Source organism: Streptomyces sp. NPDC059477 (assembly GCF_042749375.1).
Classification (GTDB): Bacteria; Actinomycetota; Actinomycetes; order Streptomycetales; family Streptomycetaceae; genus Streptomyces.
Genome location: NZ_JBHYUG010000022.1, coordinates 14,152 through 30,990, shown reverse-complemented (window position 1 = coordinate 30,990; position 16,839 = coordinate 14,152). Strand labels below are relative to the sequence as shown.

The window sequence follows — 16,839 nt, the reverse complement described above, 5'->3', positions numbered from 1 at the left end:
CCGCCCCGGCCGCGGGGGGGGCCGCGGGCGGGGGGGGGGGGGCGCCGGGCGCCGGGGGCCCGTTGTTTTCCGACGGGGCGAACGCGCCCCGCGCGATCGCCCCGCCGATGACCGGCACGCGCGCCCCATCACCCTCCGCTGTGCCTGTATGCGCATGTCTGTGTCCGTCTGTCCCTCCTTCCTGCCGCGCGGACGGTTTCACGCGGATGCCTCGGCGTGGGCCGATACGCCGCGGGCGGGCCGAGGACGGCCGGAAATCTGCCCCCGGGTGGGGTGGCCGGGCGGCCCGCCGTGGGAAGACCCCACCGGAAGGAGTTCGACGGGGGAGCACGGCACGGGTCGGTCACAAGAGAACAGAGTGCGAGAGGGTCGGGGGTCGTCTTGAGGGTCGTGCTGCTGGGCACCGCCGCCACCGGCGGCTTCCCGCGGTGGAACTGCGCCTGCGCGCTCTGCGCCGCCGCCCGCGACGGAAAGATCCCGGCCCGCACCCTGGAGTGCGCGGCCGTCACCGGCAATTCCCGCGACTGGTGGCTCCTGAACGCCTCGCCCGATCTGCGCGCCCAGCTCGCCACCGCGACCGCGCTGTGGCCCGGCCCCCGCCCGAACCCGGTGCGGGGCGTGCTGCTCACCGACGCGGAACCCGACCATCTGGCCGGGCTGGGCGTCCTGCGCGCGAGCCAGGGCCTCAAGGTGTACGCCGCCCCGCCCGTCCTCGCCGCCCTGAACCCGGCCCGCGCGGCCCTCGCCCGCTACGCGCACTGGGACTGGCACGACAGCACCCCCGAGGAGGGGTTCGTGCTGTCGGGCGGACTGGTGGTCACCGCCCACCCGGTCGCCGCCGCCCCGCCCGGCTATCTGCCGGCCCGCACGGGCGGCGACCCCTGGGGGACGGCGTACCGGATCGAGGATCTGGCCACCGGGGGAGTACTGCTCTACGCGCCCCGGTTACGGGCCTGGAGCGCGGACCTGGATGAACTGGTCGCGTCGGCCGATGGCGCCGTGCTCGATGCCGCGCACGGCCCGGCCGGACCGTGGGACCAGTCCGTGCGCCCGGCACCGCGCCGGATCCTGACCCGGCTGGAGGACCCCGACCCGCTGCTCGATCCCGCCTCGGCGGCCCGCGCGCGGCTGGCGGAGGCGGGGGTGGAAGTCCTGCCGGACGGCACCGAGTTCACGCTGTGAGCCGGAGCCGGACCAGGGCGTTCTCGTCCGGCGTCACTCTCCGGACAGCTCCGCGAGCAGCTCGGCGGCGTCGGAGTTACCCAGGTCCGCGAGCCTGCGCAGCTCGTCCGTGTCACCCAACTCCTGTGCGGTCTCCACCAGTTGGTCGATCGCCGTGCGGTTCCCCGTGTCGGCGATCCGGCGCAGCTCGGTCAGGTCGGCGTCCTCGGCGGCGTATTGGATCAGCTCGTCGAGCGCGTCGGAGTCGCCCTGGTCGGCCCGCTCGCGCAGAAGAGCCCGGTCCGGCGGGTCGAGGTGGTCGGTCTCGGTCATGGGGGTCTGCCTCTCGTGTGGAGGGGGTGTCTTGATGCCCGCCGGGGTGTTCACGCCGACGGGCCCGGTGGCGGGGACCCCGGGGGGAGCTTCCCGGCCGCCCGGAGCGCGTCGCGGTGCGTGTGCCACTCGTCCATCAGCCTCGGCAGCCGCTCGGACAGGAAATCGGCCAGCGCGATCATCTCCTCCAGCGGCGCCCGGCGCTCCGGGGGCGCGTCGGCCAGCAGCGCCAGACCCTCCCGGAACAGCGCCGCGTGCTCCCCGTGGAGGCCGGAGTCGAAGTTCTGCGGCTGTCTGCTCTCCGGATCCAGGCTCACCCGGTCCACCCGCTCACCGGCGGCCCGGGTGCGCCGGGCCATCCGATGACCCTCCAGCAGTTTCACGGCGCCCGTGACAGCGCTCCGGCTCGCCAGCAGCGCCTCGCTCAGCTCGTCGATGGTCTGCTGCGGCGGATCGCAGACGAAGAGATAGCCGAGCAACCGCCCCGCCATCGGCGGAAAGCCGTACCGGCGTGCGTAGAAACGGCCGACGTGGTCGGCGAAGAGTACGTGTGAGTCCTGCGGCACGCGTACACAGTAGCACTCTCGACTGAGATGACACTTATTTGTGTCATCTCGGTCGACAGTGGGGCCGGTGATCGGTTCGTCGACGGGACCGAGCCTGGGGGGCGGGTGCTCCCGGTCGCGGCAGGTCGGGTACGGCGGCTCAGCCGCCCAACATCCGCTCCAGCACCGCCCGTTGCAGCGGCCGTACCTCGGCGTGCAGGGCGCGTCCCTTGTCGGTCAGGGCGACCCGGACGCCGCGCCGGTCCTCGGCGCACATGGACCGGATCGCCAGGCCGTCCTTCTCCAGCCGGCCGATGAGGCGGGAGAGCGCGCTCTGGCTCAGATGGATCCGGCCCGCCAGGTTCTGCACCCGGCACGGGAGGTCGTCCCCGGGGGCCTCGGCGGCCAGCATGTCCAGCACCTCGAAGTCGCTCGCGCCGAGTCCGTAGGGGCGCAGAACACGGTCGATCTCGCACATCGTGCGCGCGTGCACCGCCAGGATGTCGCGCCAGCGCGCTTCCAGCCCCGCGTCGAGTGTGTTCGTTCCCATACCGGCACGGTAACACCGAAACCGTCGGTCGTTGAGTGTGCAACTAGCGCTGTTCGTACGTCCCTGGCCCGGTTACCCGGCCGGGTCCTGGAGCAGCCCGACGAGGTTGCCGTCGGCGTCCCGCACCGCCGCGATCAACCGCCCGTTGCCCACGTCCCGGACGCCCTGCACCTCCTCGGCGCCGGTCTCCAGCAGCGCCGCGAACCGCTCGTGGATGTCCGTGACCTTCCAGTAGGGGACCGGACCGGTCAGCCCCCGGGAGTGACCACTGGGGTCCAGGCCCACATCCTGCGTGCCGCCCTTGAAGGCGACGTAGTACGGCTCGTCTATGTAGGGCTCGGTGCCGAGCGCCTTGCCGAACAGGGCCTTGGCCCGCGCGAGATCCGTCACGGGGTAGATGATCGTTTCCAGTCCGCTGGTCGCGTTGGCTGCGCTGGTCATAGGGGGCTCCTCGGGGCGGGACGGTTCGCCGACGGCCGTTTCACGTCGTTGACCCCACGCTAGGACGGGGTCCGGTGTCTGGCTTCTCGAATCCTGACGGGTCGCCCCGGACACGAGGGCAGGACCGGGACACGGTCGTGATCGACTCCGGGGACCCGGATCTCACCCACGCCCTCGTGCAAGCCACTACCGGGGCGGTGAGCCCGGACGCCCGGACCTCGGCGCAGGTGCTCGCCTGAGCCATCGAGCCGATTCGTACCGGTCAAGCGTCGGCGAGTACCGGACGTGATGGTCCGGCGCCCGCCACAGTGGGAAACACCGTATGAACGGCCCGGACCCTGGAGGACGTGATGCTCAGGACTCCTGGCGGCGATCTGCGCCTCGTCATTCTGGAGTGGCTGAAGGACCCGCAGGCCCACTTCCCGCCGCAGCGCCGACTCGATCTGTGTGAGGACGGAGTCCCGGCGGAGGCCGTCGCGGCCAAACTCGGCGTGGACCGGGCGGTCGCCGACACCCATCTGAGGCTGCTCGCCGACCTCGGCGTCCTGCGCAGCAAACGGGTACGGCGCCGCACCTGCTACCGGCGCGACGAGTTCCGGATCGCCGAGGTGGCGCGGTTCTTCGAGAAGGGGTGGTAGCGGGTAAGAGGTCGTTGTGAACGTTCGGCCGACGGTCGGTGACCGGCGGTGGGCACCGGCCTGGGCCGCAGGATGCCGTACCGGTGTGGCCCGCACCCGCCCGGCGTAGGTACCGCGTCCACCCGGCGTAGGTAAGCCGGGATTCTCGCCCGTGTGTAGTAGGAGTGATCCACCGCGGTGCCCTGGGACGCCGTGGCATCCGACGCGCCGCCCCGCCGGGGCGCCCGCCCGCCTGAGCAGAACTGGATCACATGAGCGCCATCAGCATCGGTCAGGCCATTGTCCTGGGAGCCGTCGAGGGGGTGACCGAGTTCCTGCCCGTCTCCTCGACCGGCCATCTGAAGATCGTCGAGGGGCTGATGGGCATCCCCGTGGACGACCACGCGGTCATCGGGTTCTCGGCCGTCATCCAGGTCGGCGCCATCGCCGCCGTCCTCGTCTACTTCCGGAAGGACATCGTGCGGATCCTGTCCGCGTGGATGCGCGGACTGCGCGACCCGGAGCAGCGCTATCGCCACGACTACAAGTTCGCCTGGTGGGTGATCTTCGCGACGATCCCGATCGTCGTGGTCGGCCTGGCGGCGAAGCCGCTGATCCAGGGGCCGCTGGCCTCGCTGTGGGTGGTCGCGGGCTCGCTGCTCGCGGGCAGCGCGGTGATGTGGGCGGCGGACCGGCTGGGGCGGCACAAGCGCGGCGAGGACGACACCTCGTTCAAGGACGCCATGCTGGTCGGCGGCTCCCAGATCCTCGCCCTGCTCTTCCCCGGCTTCTCCCGCTCCGGCGCCACCATGTCCACGGCGCTGCTGCTCGACCTGGACCGGGTGGCGGCCACCCGGCTGTCGTTCTTCCTCGGCATCCCGGCCCTGACCGGCGCCGGGATCTACGAGCTGAAGGACGCCCTCGGCACCGGCGCGGGCGCCGCCCCGCTGATCGCCGGGACGGCGGTGTCCTTCGTGGTGGCGTACGCGTCCATCGCCTGGCTGCTGAAGTACGTCGCCAAGCACTCCTTCAACGCCTTCGTGATCTACCGGATCGCCGTCGGCCTGCTGCTCTTCGCCCTGCTCGGCACGGGGGTGCTGGAAAGCTGACCGCCCGCGCCCCGGGCGCCTGCCTCAGTGGCCGTCCCGCAGCGGCTGACCCACGCTCCTGAGATGCCGCAGCGCCTCCCCGTACGAGGCGAGCAGCCCGGTCTGGTGGTACGGGATGCCCAACTCGGCGCAGTACCGCTCGGTGATGATCTGGGCCTCGCCCAGGGCCGGGGTCGGCATGCTGGGGAAGAGATGGTGCTCGATCTGGTAGTTGAGCCCGCCCATGAAGGCGTCGACCAGCACACCGCCCCGCACATTGCGGGAGGTCAGGACCTGGCGGCGCAGGAAGTCCAGCCGGGTGCCCTCCTCGATCATCGGCATGCCCTTGTGGTTGGGCGCGAACACCGAGCCGAGATAGACCCCGAACAGACCCTGGTGGACGGCGATGAAGGCGAGCGCCTGGAGCGGCGAGAGCACCAGGAACAGACCACCGAAATACAGCAAGAAATGCGCGACGAGCAGCGTTCCTTCCAGCACCGGGCGTTTCATCGCCGGGCTGCGCAGCGCCTTGAAGCTGCTGAAACTCAGATTGAGCCCTTCGAGCGTCAGCAACGGAAGAAAAAGGACCGCCTGGTGCTTTCCCATGAACCTGGGAATTCCCTGTGCCTTGCGGGCCTGTCGCTGCGACCAGACCAGAATCTCGGGGGAGACGTCCGGGTCCTTTCCCTCGTGATTGGGATTCGCGTGGTGCCGGGTGTGCTTGTTCATCCACCAGCCGTAGCTCATGCCCAGCAGCAGATTCGCCACCAGCAGCCCGCCGATCTCGCTGGACCGGCGGCGGGAGAAGACCTGGCGGTGAGCGAGGTCGTGCGCGGCCAGCCCGAGCTGCCCGAACACCCCGGCCATGGCCACGGCGACGATCAACTGGGCCCAGCTCGCGCCCAGCGCGAGAAACGCGGCGACCCCTCCGGCGAGGGCGAGCCCGACCAGCCCGAAACGGACCGTGTAATACAGCGGGCGGCGGCGCAGCAGGCCCGCCGCGGATATCCGGCGGGCCAGTTCGGCGAAATCACTGCCCGGCTGTCCGGAGCTGTCGCCCGCCGTGATTCCCGCCGGGATGTCTGTTTGCTGCGGGTCGCCCTCATTTCGCCGTTCACATGTGGACGAATTCTCCGTGAGTACCATTGGGTTGGCCATGCGCTCCAGTATGTGAACGCGATTCGCACAGCAGAATGGCGCCTGCCCCCGAAGGGGGGTGGTGGTAGCCCCCCTGCCGAACGGGAGGGTTGCCCGGTTTGCGGGGCCAACTGGTGACGGATCGTGGGACCGGTCGCCTGTCGGATCGCTGACGGGGCCCGCCCGCGCCGGGTGGCCGGACGGACCGTCTGTCGGATCGCCGGGCGGACCGCTCCACGCCATCCCGGAGGCACTCCGCCCGTCGCGCCCCCGATGGCACCCCAACGGCACCGCCTTGACAGTCCCCGCGTCCCGACCGCACGATCGGGAGCGTGAACCTGTCAGACAGCCAGACAGGTGGAACGGGCCCGCGGCGCGTCAGCGCGATGGAGGCGGTGCTCGGCCACCTCCGCGGCGCCATCGAACGCGGCGAGTACGCCATCGGGGACAAGCTCCCCTCCGAGGCGGAGCTGTGCCGGACCCTGGAGGTCTCCCGGCCGGTGCTGCGCGAGGCGCTGTGCGCCCTCCAGACCATGGGGCTGACCGTGGCCAGAACCGGCAAGGGCACCTTCGTGATCGCCCACCACGTCCAGGACCCCACCTTCGGCGACTACGCGGCCGGCGATCTCCTGGAAGTACGCCGGCACATCGAGATCCCGGTCGCCGGATACGCGGCGGTCCGTCGCACCCCGGCGAACCTCGACCGGCTGACCCGTCTCCTGGACCGGATGGAACGCGAGACGGACACCGCCGCCTGGGTCGCGATGGACACCCTGTTCCATCTCACCGTCGCCGAGGCCGCGCAGAACCCGGTCTTCCGCCGGGTGATCGAGGAGATCCGCGACGCCCTCGCCCGGCAGTCCGCGTTCCTCAACGAACTCGGCGGCCGGCGCGAGCACTCCGACCGGGAACACCGGGCGATCGTGGCGGCCCTGACCGCCGGTTCCGCGCGGGACGCGAGCGACGCCATGGCCCATCACCTGGACCGGGTGGAGAGCAGCCTGACGGCGATCGTGGGGGCGGCGGGCCTGGCCACGGGCCCGGGACCCGGCGGGATCGGAATGCGGGGAGCGGGCGCATGAGCGAAGCACCCGATCCGATCGCCCCCTTCACCCCCCTCACTCCCTTCACCCCCTCCATCCCCCTCACCGAAACCCGGGCCCCCATGCACAGCACCTCCCTCGCCGACGCACCTCCGATCCGCGAGCCCATCCACGTCCCCGTCGCCCACGTTGTGCGGGGTGGGGTGGTGGAGGGCATCCACTACGGTTCCGTCGTCGTGCTCGGCGCGGACGGCAGGGTCGAGTTCCAGCTCGGGGACATCGAGGCCGCCTTCTACCCGCGCTCGGCGGTCAAGCCGGTGCAGGCCGTCGCCATGGTCCGCGCCGGACTGCCGCTGGAGGGCGAACTCCTCTCCCTCGCCGCCGCCAGCCACTCCGGCCAGGACCGCCATCTGGCCGCTGCCCGGCGCGTCCTGGAACTGGCCGGGCTCTCCGACGCCGATCTGCGCAACGTCCCCGACCTGCCGCTCGACCAGGTCGTCCGGGACACCTGGGTGCGCGAGGGCCGCTCGCCCTCCCGCCTCGCCCAGAACTGCTCCGGCAAGCACGCCGCCATGCTGCACACCGCCTCGGTCAACGCCTGGACCCTCGACGACTATCTCGACCCCGCCCACCCGCTCCAGCAAGCCATCGCCGCGACCGTGGAGGACCTCACCGGCCAGCGCGTCGCCCAGGTCACGGTCGACGGCTGCGGCGCCCCGCTGTTCGCGATCTCCCTGCACGGGCTGGCCCGCGCCACCGCCCGGATGGTGACCGCCGCGCCCGGCACCCCCGAGGCGCGGGTGGCCGACGCGCTGCGCGAGCACGCCGAGATGGCCTCCGGCTCCGGCCGGGACGTGGCCGCGCTGATGCGGGCCGTGCCCGGACTGCTCGCCAAGGACGGCTACGAGGGCGTCCAGGTGGCCGCCCTGCCCGACGGCCGGACCGTCGCCGTGAAGATCTCCGACGGCGCGAGCCGCGCCCGGGGCCCGGTCACCGCCGCCGCGCTGGCCCGCGCGGGCGTCGATCCGGCCCTGCTCACCGAGTTCGCGGGCGCCCCCCTGCTCGGCGGCGGCCGACCGGTCGGCCACATACACCCGGCCCACGCCCTGGCCCCCCTCACCACGCCGCGAACCCGAACCCCCTCAGCAACCTGAGGCACCGCGCCCGAGGGCCAGAGCGCGGGTCGGCGCGCCAGACCTGGCGGCGCCATCGGCCCGTTGCCTGTGCCGCCGCCCCCAAGGCTCCCCCCCCAGGGCTGCCCCGCAGGGGCGCCCCTCAGGGGCGCGGGGAACTGCGCGACCAGCCCCCACCGGCCCGCACCCGAAGAGCAACGATCACGCACCCGAGCGGCCCCGCCCCCACCCGAGCGGCAGCGATCTGTTACCCCCCGCCCCCCACCCGTCCCGACCGGCGTCGATTCCTGGCTACCCGCCGTTGACATCCTGCCCGGGTGTTGGCCATGGTTCTTCCCGTCGATCTCCGCCGGTGCCAGGCTCTCGGGCTGGCCGGTACCGCCTTTCTCGCGGCGGGCGGTGAGACGGCCGGAGCCCTGCCCGTGCGCGAACTGCTCGCCCCGTCCTCGGCGACCGCCGCCCTCGGCCTGGTGGGCGTGTACTTCGGCGTCGTCCTGCTGATCGCGGCCTGGGCGCTGCTCGGCCGCCTGGTGCGCGGCCCGCGCCCGCCCCGGCCCCGCGCGCTGCTGCTGGTGCTCGCCGTCTGGGCGGCCCCGCTGCTGCTGGCCCCGCCGCTGTTCAGCCGCGACGTCTACAGCTATCTCGCCCAGGGCGCCATGGTCGACGCCCAACTGGACGTCTACGCCCACGGCCCGAGCGTGCTCGGCGGCCCGCTGGCCGACGAGGTGTCCCCGGTGTGGCAGCACACGGCCGCCCCGTACGGCCCGGTCTTCCTCGCCGTCGCCTCCGCCCTGTCCGGCCTCACCCGCGGCGAACTGCCCGCCGGGCTCATGGGCATGCGGCTGCTGGCGCTCGCCGGCGTGGCCCTGATGGCCGTCGCCCTGCCGCGCCTCGCCCGGCACAGCGGCGCCGACCCGTCCGCCGCGCTGTGGCTCGGCGCGCTCAACCCGCTGGTCCTGCTGCACCTGGTGGCGGGCGCGCACAACGACGCGATGATGCTCGGCCTGATGGGCCTCGGCCTGGTCGCCGCGCTGGGCCGCTGGCCGGTCCTGGGCGCCGTCCTGGTCACGCTGGCCGCGCTGGTGAAGGCACCGGCCGCGCTCGCGCTCGCCGCGGTCGTCGTCCTCCAGATCCGCAAGGGCCGCAGCCCGGCCCGCGCGCTGCTCACCACCGCCACCGCCGCCGCGGCCACCACGGTCGCCGCGACCGCCGTGGCCGGCACCGGCTACGGCTGGATAGGCGCCCTCAACACCCCCGTCTCCTCGCAGAACTGGGCCCTGACCAGCCTTCTCGGCCGCGCCACCGAAGCCTTCCTGGAGCGGATCGGCAGCGATCTGGCCCCCCTCGCCGTCCCGGCCTGGCACGCGCTCGGCCTCGCCCTGACCGCCGTGGCCCTGCTCCTGATCTGGGTACGGCTGCGGCCCCGCCCGGTGTACGCGCTCGGCCTGAGCCTGGCCGCCGTCGCCGCGTTCGGCCCGGCCATCCGCCCCTGGTACGCGCTGTGGGGCCTGTTCCTGATAGCCGCCGCCGCGCCCAGCACCTCGGTACGCCACCGGGTGGCCGCCGTCACCGCCGTACTGGCGCTGTCCGTGCTGCCCAGCGGGGGCCCGGCCGATCTCGGCCAGCTGGTCCTCGCGGTGTCCGGCGGGGTGCTCGCCGTCGTGGTGCTGTGGCAGGCCCGCCAGTCCGCGCAGACCTCGGTCGTGGGACGGACCGCGTGAGCGCCCAGGGCGGTGCCGCCGGAATCGAAGGGCCACGCCAAGGGCAACGGTCACGGCCGAAGGCGCCCCGCACCGACCGCGGGCGCCTGGCCCTCGTCCTCGTGCTGATCGCCGCGGTGACCCTCTTCACGGCGACCGTGCCGCTGCTGCGCGACTGGTTCGACCTGCGCGTCTACCACGGCACCGTGCACAGCTGGCTGCACGACGGCGGCCCCCTCTACGCCTACCGGGTGCCGGGGACGGCTTACGGCTTCACCTATCCGCCGTTCGCGGCGGTCGTCATGGCGCCGATGGCGCTGTTCGGCCTGCGCACCGCCATCGCGCTGGCCCTGCTGCTGAACCTGGCCGCCCTCCTGGCGGTGCTGCGGCTGCTCACCGGCCGGGCCTGGCGCCGCTACGGCTGGTACGGCTGCGCGCTGGCCGCCTGTGTCCTCGCCCTGTACGAACCGCTGCGCGACACGTTCAGCTTCGGCCAGGTCAATGTGATCCTGCTGGCGCTGGTGCTGATCGACATGTGGCTGCTGGCGCACGGCCGGAGCCGCTGGGCGGGCGTCGGCATCGGACTGGCCGCCGCGATCAAGCTGACGCCCGCGGTCTTCATCGGGCTGCTGCTGATCGCCGGGCGCCGGCGGGCCGCCGCCGTCGCCACCCTGGTGGCCGCCGCGGCGACCGGGCTGGCGGCGCTGATCGCGCCGGGCGCCTCCCGCTACTACTGGACCGAGGCGATGTGGGACACCACCCGCGTCGGACGCCTCGACTATGTCTCCAACCAGTCCCTCCAGGGCGTCCTCGCCCGGCTCGGCGAGACCGGCCGCCCGGCCTGGGCGGTCGCGGTCGCCGTGGTGCTCGGCGTGTGGGCGTGGCGCTCCCGGCGGGCGGTGGCGGCCGGTGACTGGCGGGCCGCGTTCGCGCTGACCGGGCTGACGGCCTGTCTGATCAGCCCGATCACCTGGGTGCACCATCTGGTGTGGCTGCTCCCGTCCTTCGCGGTCCTTCTCCGCGCCGGACACTGGAAGATCGCGGGCACCCTGTACGCCGTGCTGTGCACCAGCGTCGTCTGGCTGTGGTTCGACGACGCCTCCGGCGTCGACGGCTTCCTCGGCGGCAACCTCTACACCTGGGTCACGCTGGGCCTGCTGCTGTGGCTGCCGGTCGGTCAGTCCGCCCGGATGCCCAGCCTCCGCAGCACCAGCACCACCGTGCCCGCGCCCAGACAGGCCGCGAACCCGATGGCCAGGGCCCCCGGCCAGCCCGGCCCGGTCTCCGGGGCGCGGGTCATGGCCACCGGGACCGACGCCGGGTCGGAGGCGGACCGCGACCCGGCCCGCAGCGCGTCCAGCGAACCGACCGGGTCCACCCGCCCGGCCGCGTCGAAGCCCCAGTCCAGCAGCGACCGCGCCTCCTCGTAGACCGCCGAGGGATCGCCGTCCTGAGGGTTCATCACCGTGACGACCAGCGTGCGCGAGCCCCGGTGGGCGGCGGTGACCAGGGTGTATCCGGCGTTGCTGGTGTAGCCGTTCTTGATGCCGAGCAGCCCCGGGTAGTCCGCCACCCCGTCGTCGCCGGTGAGCAGCCGATTGGTGTTGCGGATCGGGAAGGTCCAGCCGCCGCCCCCGGGGAAGTCCGCCTCGACGGTCCGGCAGTACCCGGCGAAGTCCGCGTTGCGCAGCCCCGCCCGCCCGAACACCGCCAGGTCGTACGCCGAGGACACCTGGCCCTCCGTGTCGTACCCGTCGGGCGACTCCACATGGGTGTCCCGGGCGCCCAGCGTCCGCGCCTTGGCCTGCATCTGCCGGGCGGTCGCCGACCAGCCGCCGTTGAGCCCGGCCAGCACCCGCACGGCGTCGTTGCCGGAGCTGAGGAACACCCCGCGCCACAGGTCCGCCAACTGGTAGGAGACGCCCTCGCGGACCCCGACGAGGCTGCTGCCCGGCCCCACGTCCAGCAGCTCCTCGTCGCCCACCTCGTGCTCGATGCCGCTGGGCAGCACCGGCAGCACGGTGAGCGCGAACAGGGTCTTCAGGGTGCTGGCGGGCGGCAGCTTGCGGTGCGCCTCGTGCGCGGCGAGCACCTCACCGGTGCGGGCGTCGGCCACCAGCCATGACAGTGCGGAGACATCCGGGATACGGGGAGCGCCGGCCCGCGCGCGGACCTGTGTGCCGGACCGGTACAGCAGGGACGGATGCGGGGCCGTGGCGCTGTGCCCGGGGCCGAGGGGATCAGCGCCGGGCCGCGCGGCAGCCGCGCCGGACGGTACGGCGAGCGCGGCGGGGGCGAGAGCGAGGACGCCCGCGACGCAGAGCGCGCAGGACACCGAAGCCGTCCGGGAGGAGAATCCGATCGTCATACGATCAACGTAGGAAGCTGTGGGCCGAGCACCGCGCTGCAAGGTCCGAACGGGCCACGCGAGCACCCGGATGCCGCACGCCCCCGGCGTGTCGGAGTGACGGGGGATCAAGCCGGGGGTCAGGTGGAGGGATCCGCCGGGCGCCCGGCGTACCACGCACCAGGCCGACGCACTCCCGACGCAGCCTGCCCGGCTCACTCCGGCTCATTCCCGGGCGGCACAAAGCGGCACAGAGCGGCACCGGGCGGGACTCGGCGAGACTGCTCGGGCCAAACGGCTCGCTCCCGGCGGTCACAGGCGCCCAGCCCCCCTCGCCCACGCACGCGCACCCGGCTCACCCCCCGACCACCCCCGACCACTCCCGACGCCCCCGTATCGCCCCGCCCCGCCCCGCCTCACCCCGTCGGCAGCGTCGGCAGCGTCGGCCGGATCCGCCGCAGGAAGGTCGCGTTGTCCGGCGTCTCCCGCATCCGCTCCAGCAGGGTCTCCAGGTTGGCCTCGCCGTCCCGGTTCTGGAGCACCCGGCGCAGCCCGTGCATGGCGTTCAACTCGCCGGGGGGCAGGAGGAGTTCCTCGCGGCGGGTGCCGGAGCGGTTGATGTCGACGGCCGGGAACACCCGGCGGGCGGCCGGCTCGCGGTGCAGCCGTAGTTCCATGTTGCCGGTGCTCTTCAGCTCCTCGAAGAAGAAGTCGTCCGCGCGGGAGCCGGTTTCGACGAGCGCGCTGGCCACGATGGTGAGCGAGCCGCCCTCCTCGGCCAGCCGCGCGGCGCCGAACAGCCGCTTCGGGCCGTGCAGCGCGGCGGCGTCGACGCCTCCGCTGAGGGTGCGGCCACTGGAGGTGGCCGCGTTGTTGTGGGCCCGGCACAGCCGGGTCAGCGAGTCGAGCAGGATCACGACGTCCTCGCCCGCCTCGACCAGCCGCTTGGCCCGTTCGATGACGAGGTCGGCGAGCGCGATGTGCTGCTTGGGCGACCGGTCGAAGGTGGAGGCGTACACCTCGCCGCGTACCGAGCGCCGCATGTCGGTGACTTCCTCGGGGCGCTCGTCGAGCAGCAGCACCATCAGGTGGCACTCGGGATGGTTGGCGGCGACGGCTGCGGCTAGCTGCTGGAGAAGCACGGTCTTGCCGGTCTTGGGCGGGGCGACGATCAACCCGCGCTGGCCCTTGCCGATCGGCGAGATCAGATCGACGACCCGTCCGGTGAGTCCGGCCGCCGGGTGCTCCAGGCGCAGCCGGGTACGCGGGTGCAGCGGGGTCAGATCGCGGAAGTGACGGCGTTCGCGCAGCTCGTCGGGGGTGTGCCCATTGATGAGCGCGACCTCGGTGAGGCCGCCCCGCTCACCGCGCAGGCCCTCCACGAAGTCGCCCTTGCGCAGTCCGTGACGGCGGATCAGGGCGGGGGAGACGACGGGGTCGGCGGGTTCGGGCAGCAGATCCTGGGCCCGCAGATGGGCCTTCCCGTTGCCGTCGATGTCCAGGACGCCGACGGCGATCCGGTGGGCGGGCTGCCGCCGTACCGGAGGCTGTGCCACCGGGGGGTGTTCGAGTGTGGTGGTGGTCATATGGATCTGTCCTTTCGAGGACACGGGCATGAGACATGCGAAGGGGAGGGAGAGTGCCGCGAAGGGAGGCGACCGGGCGCTCGAAAGCGCGCCACGCCTGCGGGCGGCGGTGAACAGCACACCCCGGACCAGAGAGGTGAGGTGGAACTGGAGAGCCCTGAGACCGGAACCGGGAATACGGCCGACTCAGCGGCGAAAAGAAAGAAGATCAGACGGAACAGACACCGGCGTCCACGACGGGACGAACACAAGTGCTGTTCGCACTGTACCACGGGCCATGAGCGGCCAGTGGAATGGGGTACATGAGCATCCCGCGGGAAACGTCAGCGACCCACCAGCAGCCCGTACAGAAGCGGGACGCGTGGCTCGGGAAGGCGCCACCATCCGGTGGCGGTGCGCTCCATCCGCGCCCAGCGCGGCCAGGGCAGCTCCTCGCTCTCCCGCAGCCGCCGGACACCCAGTCCCGCTGTCGTCAACGCGGTGATGACCTCTCCTATTCCGTGCGTCCACTCGAAACTCTCGGTGGCGCCCTCGACGGCGGGCCCGTCGGTGTAGGTGAAGGTCGAGTCCCGCCGCACCGGCCCGCTCCCGGCGAGGTAGTCGCGGCGCACCAGCAACTCCGGCCCCTCGCCCGGACCGGGCGTCGTCCCGAGGGCGTTGAGCAGCGGGTGGAACTCGGCCACGTACAACACCCCGCCTGGACGCAGCAGTTCCCCGATCACCGCGGCCCAGCGCGTCAGATCCGGCAGATAGCACAGCGCGCCCTTGCCGGTGTACACGACATCGAACCGCCGCCCGCCGAGCGCCGCCACGGCGTCGTACACATTGGCCCGCACGTACGTCACCTCCAGCCCGGCCCGTGCCGCGATCCCGCGTGCGGCGGTCACCGAAGCGGCGGAGAAGTCCAGCCCGGTCACGCTCGCGGCCCCGCGCCGGGCGAAGGCGAGCGTCTCGGTGCCCAGATGGCACTGGAGATGCAGCACGTCCCGCCCGGCCGGGTCCCCGAGGTCCTCCCACTCGAACGGGGCGAACCAGCGCGCCGGATCGCCGCCCTCGTCCACCCCGTAGAACCGGCTGGTCAGGTGTACGGGAGTCCGCGCGTCCCAGTTGGCCCGGTTGACCCGCATCAGGCGGTCGTCGTCCTCGTCGCTGGTCATGCCGCCATCCAACCGTCCCGGGACGGGCGGCGGGCGGCCACGCCGGAATCCGGGGGCGAGATCAAGCCGTCGCGAGCAGTCAGGGTGGGCATAATTAATTCTTTGATTAGGTGCGGATGGGAATAATCACCTGCTGCTAGCGTGTCCGCATGTCTGTGAAGTACGCCGTCCTGGCGGCCCTCCTGGAGGGCGAGGCGTCCGGCTATCAGCTCTCGAAGATCTTCGACGTCTCGTCCGCCTCCTTCTGGCCCGCGACCCCGCAGCAGCTCTACCGGGAGCTGGAGCGGCTGGCCGGGGACGGCCTGATCCGGGCCCGGGTGGTGCGCCAGGAGCGGCGCCCGGACAAACGGATGTTCACCCTCACCGAGGCCGGGCGCGAGGAACTGCGGGCCTTCGCCGTCGCGCCCACCCGGCGCCCCACCGCCCTGCGCGATGAACTCATGATCAAGATCCAGGCCATGGACGACGCCGACCCGGCCGCCACCCGCGAGCTGATCGAGGAGCGCAGGACGTGGGCGCGCGGCAGACTCGACCGCTTCGAACAGGTCCGCGAACGGCTGCTCGACGGCCGTGACGAGGACGACTACCTGCGCACGGCCGACCGGGTCGGCCCGTATCTCACGCTGATGGGCGGCATCGCCTTCGAGCGGGAGAATCTGCGCTGGTGCGACCGCGCCCTCGCCGTCCTCGACCGGCGCGGCACGCGCCTCTCCCCGAGGTGACCGGGATGTTCCGCCCCGAGGGCCCCACCGCCCGTGAACTCGCCGTCCAGGCGCTGTCCTCCGTCGAGCACGGCTACGACCTGCTCGCCCCGAAGTTCGATCACACGCCGTTCCGCACCCCCGAGCCGGTCCTCGACGCCGTGGCCGCCGCGCTGGCCCGGACCGGGGCCGCTTCCGGCGGGTACGTCGACGGCCTCGACCTGTGCTGCGGGACGGGTGCCGGGGTCGAGGTGCTGGCCCGGGTGTGCGGGCGCAGCGTGACCGGCGTGGACTTCAGCGCCGGGATGCTCGACGTGGCGCGAACCCGTGCCTGGCCCGCCGTCCCGAGGGTGTCCTGGGTGCGGGCCGACGCCCGCGCGCTGCCGTTCGCGCCCGCCTTCGATCTCGTCGTCAGTTTTGGGGCTTTCGGCCATTTCCTGCCGAGTGAACTGCCCGGACTGTTCAGCCAGGTCCGCTCGGTGCTCCGGCCCGGGGGCAGCTTCGTCTTCCCGCTGATCGCGCCGCCGCGCCCGGCGTCCGCCGGGTACTGGAAGCTGGCCGGCCTCGACGCCGTGATGCGGGTGCGCAATGCGCTGTGGCGGCCTCCGTTCGTCATGTACTACCGCGCCTTCCGGCTGGCCGACGTGCGCCGGGAGCTGACCCGGGCCGGGTTCGAGGTGGAACTGACGCCGCTGCCCGAGTTCGGCCGGCGCGCGGACGGCAGTCCTCGGGTGCGGATGGTGGTGGCGCGGGCCCATTGAGGGGCGATAGCAGATCGGACAGGGTTTGATTTTCCAACTCATGACGTTACGGTGGGTCCGTGACCTTGACGACTGATGTCCAGACCCGGATCGACCCCCTGTGGTGGTCCTGGGACGGCGCTCATGGCGGCCATGTCGCCGCCCTCGCCCTCGCCGCCGTGCGCGACCGCTTCGCCGGGGACGCCCGCCCGGTCCGTACCCTGACCACACACTTTCTCGCGCCCGTCGACGTCGGCCCGCTGCACTTCTCCGGCACCGCCCCCGCGGCCGGGCGCCGCACCGTCGCCTGTCAGTTCACCGGGCACCAGGGCGGGGCGCCGGTGGTGCTCGGCACGGCCCTGTTCGGACCCGACCGGCCCGGACCGTCGTACGCGGGCCGCCCGGCGCCCGATGTGCCGGGACCGGACGACTGCCCCGTCCTCGAACTGCCCGCCGGCTTCGTGCCGTTCGCGCGGCAGCTGGAGATCCGGCCCGCCACCGCCGACCGGCCGCTGGGCGGCGGGGAGCGCGCGCAACACTCGGCCTGGGTCCGGTACACC

The 16,839-nt window shown here is 72.8% G+C and carries 16 protein-coding genes and 2 pseudogenes; 10 read left to right on the top strand and 8 right to left on the bottom strand.

Annotated elements, in window-relative coordinates; translation table 11 throughout:
• Positions 1-390: 390 nt before the first annotated feature.
• On the top strand, positions 391-1,182 hold the full coding sequence (locus tag ACFXAZ_RS14285; RefSeq protein WP_384589653.1) for an MBL fold metallo-hydrolase: 792 nt from the start codon (positions 391-393) through the stop codon (positions 1,180-1,182).
• Positions 1,183-1,215: 33 nt separating this feature from the next.
• Here the strand turns inward: ACFXAZ_RS14285 and ACFXAZ_RS14280 are convergent, their stop codons facing one another.
• From ACFXAZ_RS14280 to ACFXAZ_RS14265, 4 genes are all read right to left on the bottom strand, one after another.
• Positions 1,216-1,494, bottom strand: a complete 279-nt coding sequence (locus tag ACFXAZ_RS14280; protein WP_384589479.1) for a hypothetical protein — start codon at positions 1,492-1,494, stop codon at positions 1,216-1,218.
• A gap of 50 nt (positions 1,495-1,544) precedes the next feature.
• Complete coding sequence (locus tag ACFXAZ_RS14275; RefSeq protein WP_384589477.1) at positions 1,545-2,060, bottom strand: GbsR/MarR family transcriptional regulator; 516 nt, start codon at positions 2,058-2,060, stop codon at positions 1,545-1,547.
• 139 nt (positions 2,061-2,199) lie between these two features.
• Positions 2,200-2,589: a MarR family winged helix-turn-helix transcriptional regulator gene (locus ACFXAZ_RS14270; RefSeq protein WP_384589474.1), complete on the bottom strand. Its 390-nt coding sequence runs from the start codon at positions 2,587-2,589 to the stop codon at positions 2,200-2,202.
• Between the two features lie 72 nt (positions 2,590-2,661).
• Positions 2,662-3,030, bottom strand: coding sequence for a VOC family protein (locus ACFXAZ_RS14265; protein WP_384589471.1), 369 nt, complete (start codon positions 3,028-3,030; stop codon positions 2,662-2,664).
• A 350-nt stretch (positions 3,031-3,380) separates the two neighbouring features.
• Here ACFXAZ_RS14265 and ACFXAZ_RS14260 point away from each other — a divergent pair, with 350 nt between their 5' ends.
• Positions 3,381-3,668: an ArsR family transcriptional regulator gene (locus ACFXAZ_RS14260; RefSeq protein WP_384589468.1), complete on the top strand. Its 288-nt coding sequence runs from the start codon at positions 3,381-3,383 to the stop codon at positions 3,666-3,668.
• 251 nt (positions 3,669-3,919) lie between these two features.
• On the top strand, positions 3,920-4,756 hold the full coding sequence (locus ACFXAZ_RS14255; RefSeq protein WP_384589465.1) for an undecaprenyl-diphosphate phosphatase: 837 nt from the start codon (positions 3,920-3,922) through the stop codon (positions 4,754-4,756).
• Between the two features lie 24 nt (positions 4,757-4,780).
• On the opposite strand, the gene ACFXAZ_RS14250 is transcribed toward ACFXAZ_RS14255, so the two are convergent.
• Positions 4,781-5,815, bottom strand: a complete 1,035-nt coding sequence (locus tag ACFXAZ_RS14250; protein ID WP_384589650.1) for a fatty acid desaturase family protein — start codon at positions 5,813-5,815, stop codon at positions 4,781-4,783.
• Positions 5,816-6,258: 443 nt separating this feature from the next.
• Between ACFXAZ_RS14250 and ACFXAZ_RS14245 the strand changes: the two genes are divergently transcribed.
• From ACFXAZ_RS14245 to ACFXAZ_RS14230, 4 genes are all read left to right on the top strand, one after another.
• A complete protein-coding gene (locus ACFXAZ_RS14245) occupies positions 6,259-6,954 on the top strand; it encodes a FadR/GntR family transcriptional regulator (protein WP_384589647.1) in 696 nt (231 codons plus the stop codon).
• A gap of 83 nt (positions 6,955-7,037) precedes the next feature.
• A complete protein-coding gene (locus ACFXAZ_RS14240) occupies positions 7,038-8,069 on the top strand; it encodes an asparaginase (protein ID WP_384589644.1) in 1,032 nt (343 codons plus the stop codon).
• A 305-nt stretch (positions 8,070-8,374) separates the two neighbouring features.
• Complete coding sequence (gene mptB, locus ACFXAZ_RS14235; RefSeq protein ID WP_384589462.1) at positions 8,375-9,769, top strand: polyprenol phosphomannose-dependent alpha 1,6 mannosyltransferase MptB; 1,395 nt, start codon at positions 8,375-8,377, stop codon at positions 9,767-9,769.
• Positions 9,770-9,792: 23 nt separating this feature from the next.
• The gene (locus ACFXAZ_RS14230; protein ID WP_384589641.1) at positions 9,793-11,178 is read left to right on the top strand and encodes a glycosyltransferase 87 family protein; all 1,386 of its coding nucleotides are present in this window, start codon (positions 9,793-9,795) and stop codon (positions 11,176-11,178) included.
• A 35-nt stretch (positions 11,179-11,213) separates the two neighbouring features.
• Here ACFXAZ_RS14230 and ACFXAZ_RS14225 read toward each other — a convergent pair.
• The 3 genes and pseudogenes from ACFXAZ_RS14225 to ACFXAZ_RS14215 all read right to left on the bottom strand — a co-directional run.
• A pseudogene (locus ACFXAZ_RS14225) lies at positions 11,214-12,116 on the bottom strand (D-alanyl-D-alanine carboxypeptidase family protein); the annotation flags it as partial.
• Positions 12,117-12,511: 395 nt separating this feature from the next.
• A pseudogene (gene rho, locus ACFXAZ_RS14220) lies at positions 12,512-13,718 on the bottom strand (transcription termination factor Rho).
• Positions 13,719-14,004: 286 nt separating this feature from the next.
• Positions 14,005-14,838, bottom strand: a complete 834-nt coding sequence (locus tag ACFXAZ_RS14215; protein ID WP_384589459.1) for a class I SAM-dependent methyltransferase — start codon at positions 14,836-14,838, stop codon at positions 14,005-14,007.
• 149 nt (positions 14,839-14,987) lie between these two features.
• On the opposite strand from ACFXAZ_RS14215, the gene ACFXAZ_RS14210 reads away from it, so the two are divergent.
• The 3 genes from ACFXAZ_RS14210 to ACFXAZ_RS14200 form a co-directional block, all read left to right on the top strand.
• Positions 14,988-15,560, top strand: a complete 573-nt coding sequence (locus ACFXAZ_RS14210; protein WP_384589456.1) for a PadR family transcriptional regulator — start codon at positions 14,988-14,990, stop codon at positions 15,558-15,560.
• A 5-nt stretch (positions 15,561-15,565) separates the two neighbouring features.
• Positions 15,566-16,300 carry a class I SAM-dependent methyltransferase gene (locus tag ACFXAZ_RS14205; RefSeq protein ID WP_384589453.1) on the top strand — a complete coding sequence of 245 codons (735 nt, stop codon included), beginning with the start codon at positions 15,566-15,568 and terminating at the stop codon, positions 16,298-16,300.
• A 59-nt stretch (positions 16,301-16,359) separates the two neighbouring features.
• Positions 16,360-16,839: acyl-CoA thioesterase domain-containing protein (locus ACFXAZ_RS14200; RefSeq protein ID WP_384589450.1), on the top strand; the 480-nt coding region annotated here is incomplete at its 3' end.

Coding starts and splice junctions, on each gene's coding strand:
- ACFXAZ_RS14280 (WP_384589479.1), bottom strand. CDS start 1,494: ATGACCGAGACCGACCACCTCGACCCGCCGGACCGGGCTCTTCTGCGC.
- ACFXAZ_RS14205 (WP_384589453.1), top strand. CDS start 15,566: ATGTTCCGCCCCGAGGGCCCCACCGCCCGTGAACTCGCCGTCCAGGCG.
- ACFXAZ_RS14245 (WP_384589647.1), top strand. CDS start 6,259: ATGGAGGCGGTGCTCGGCCACCTCCGCGGCGCCATCGAACGCGGCGAG.
- ACFXAZ_RS14265 (WP_384589471.1), bottom strand. CDS start 3,030: ATGACCAGCGCAGCCAACGCGACCAGCGGACTGGAAACGATCATCTAC.
- ACFXAZ_RS14215 (WP_384589459.1), bottom strand. CDS start 14,838: ATGACCAGCGACGAGGACGACGACCGCCTGATGCGGGTCAACCGGGCC.
- ACFXAZ_RS14240 (WP_384589644.1), top strand. CDS start 7,038: ATGCACAGCACCTCCCTCGCCGACGCACCTCCGATCCGCGAGCCCATC.
- ACFXAZ_RS14270 (WP_384589474.1), bottom strand. CDS start 2,589: ATGGGAACGAACACACTCGACGCGGGGCTGGAAGCGCGCTGGCGCGAC.
- ACFXAZ_RS14210 (WP_384589456.1), top strand. CDS start 14,988: ATGTCTGTGAAGTACGCCGTCCTGGCGGCCCTCCTGGAGGGCGAGGCG.
- ACFXAZ_RS14255 (WP_384589465.1), top strand. CDS start 3,920: ATGAGCGCCATCAGCATCGGTCAGGCCATTGTCCTGGGAGCCGTCGAG.
- mptB (WP_384589462.1), top strand. CDS start 8,375: ATGGTTCTTCCCGTCGATCTCCGCCGGTGCCAGGCTCTCGGGCTGGCC.
- ACFXAZ_RS14260 (WP_384589468.1), top strand. CDS start 3,381: ATGCTCAGGACTCCTGGCGGCGATCTGCGCCTCGTCATTCTGGAGTGG.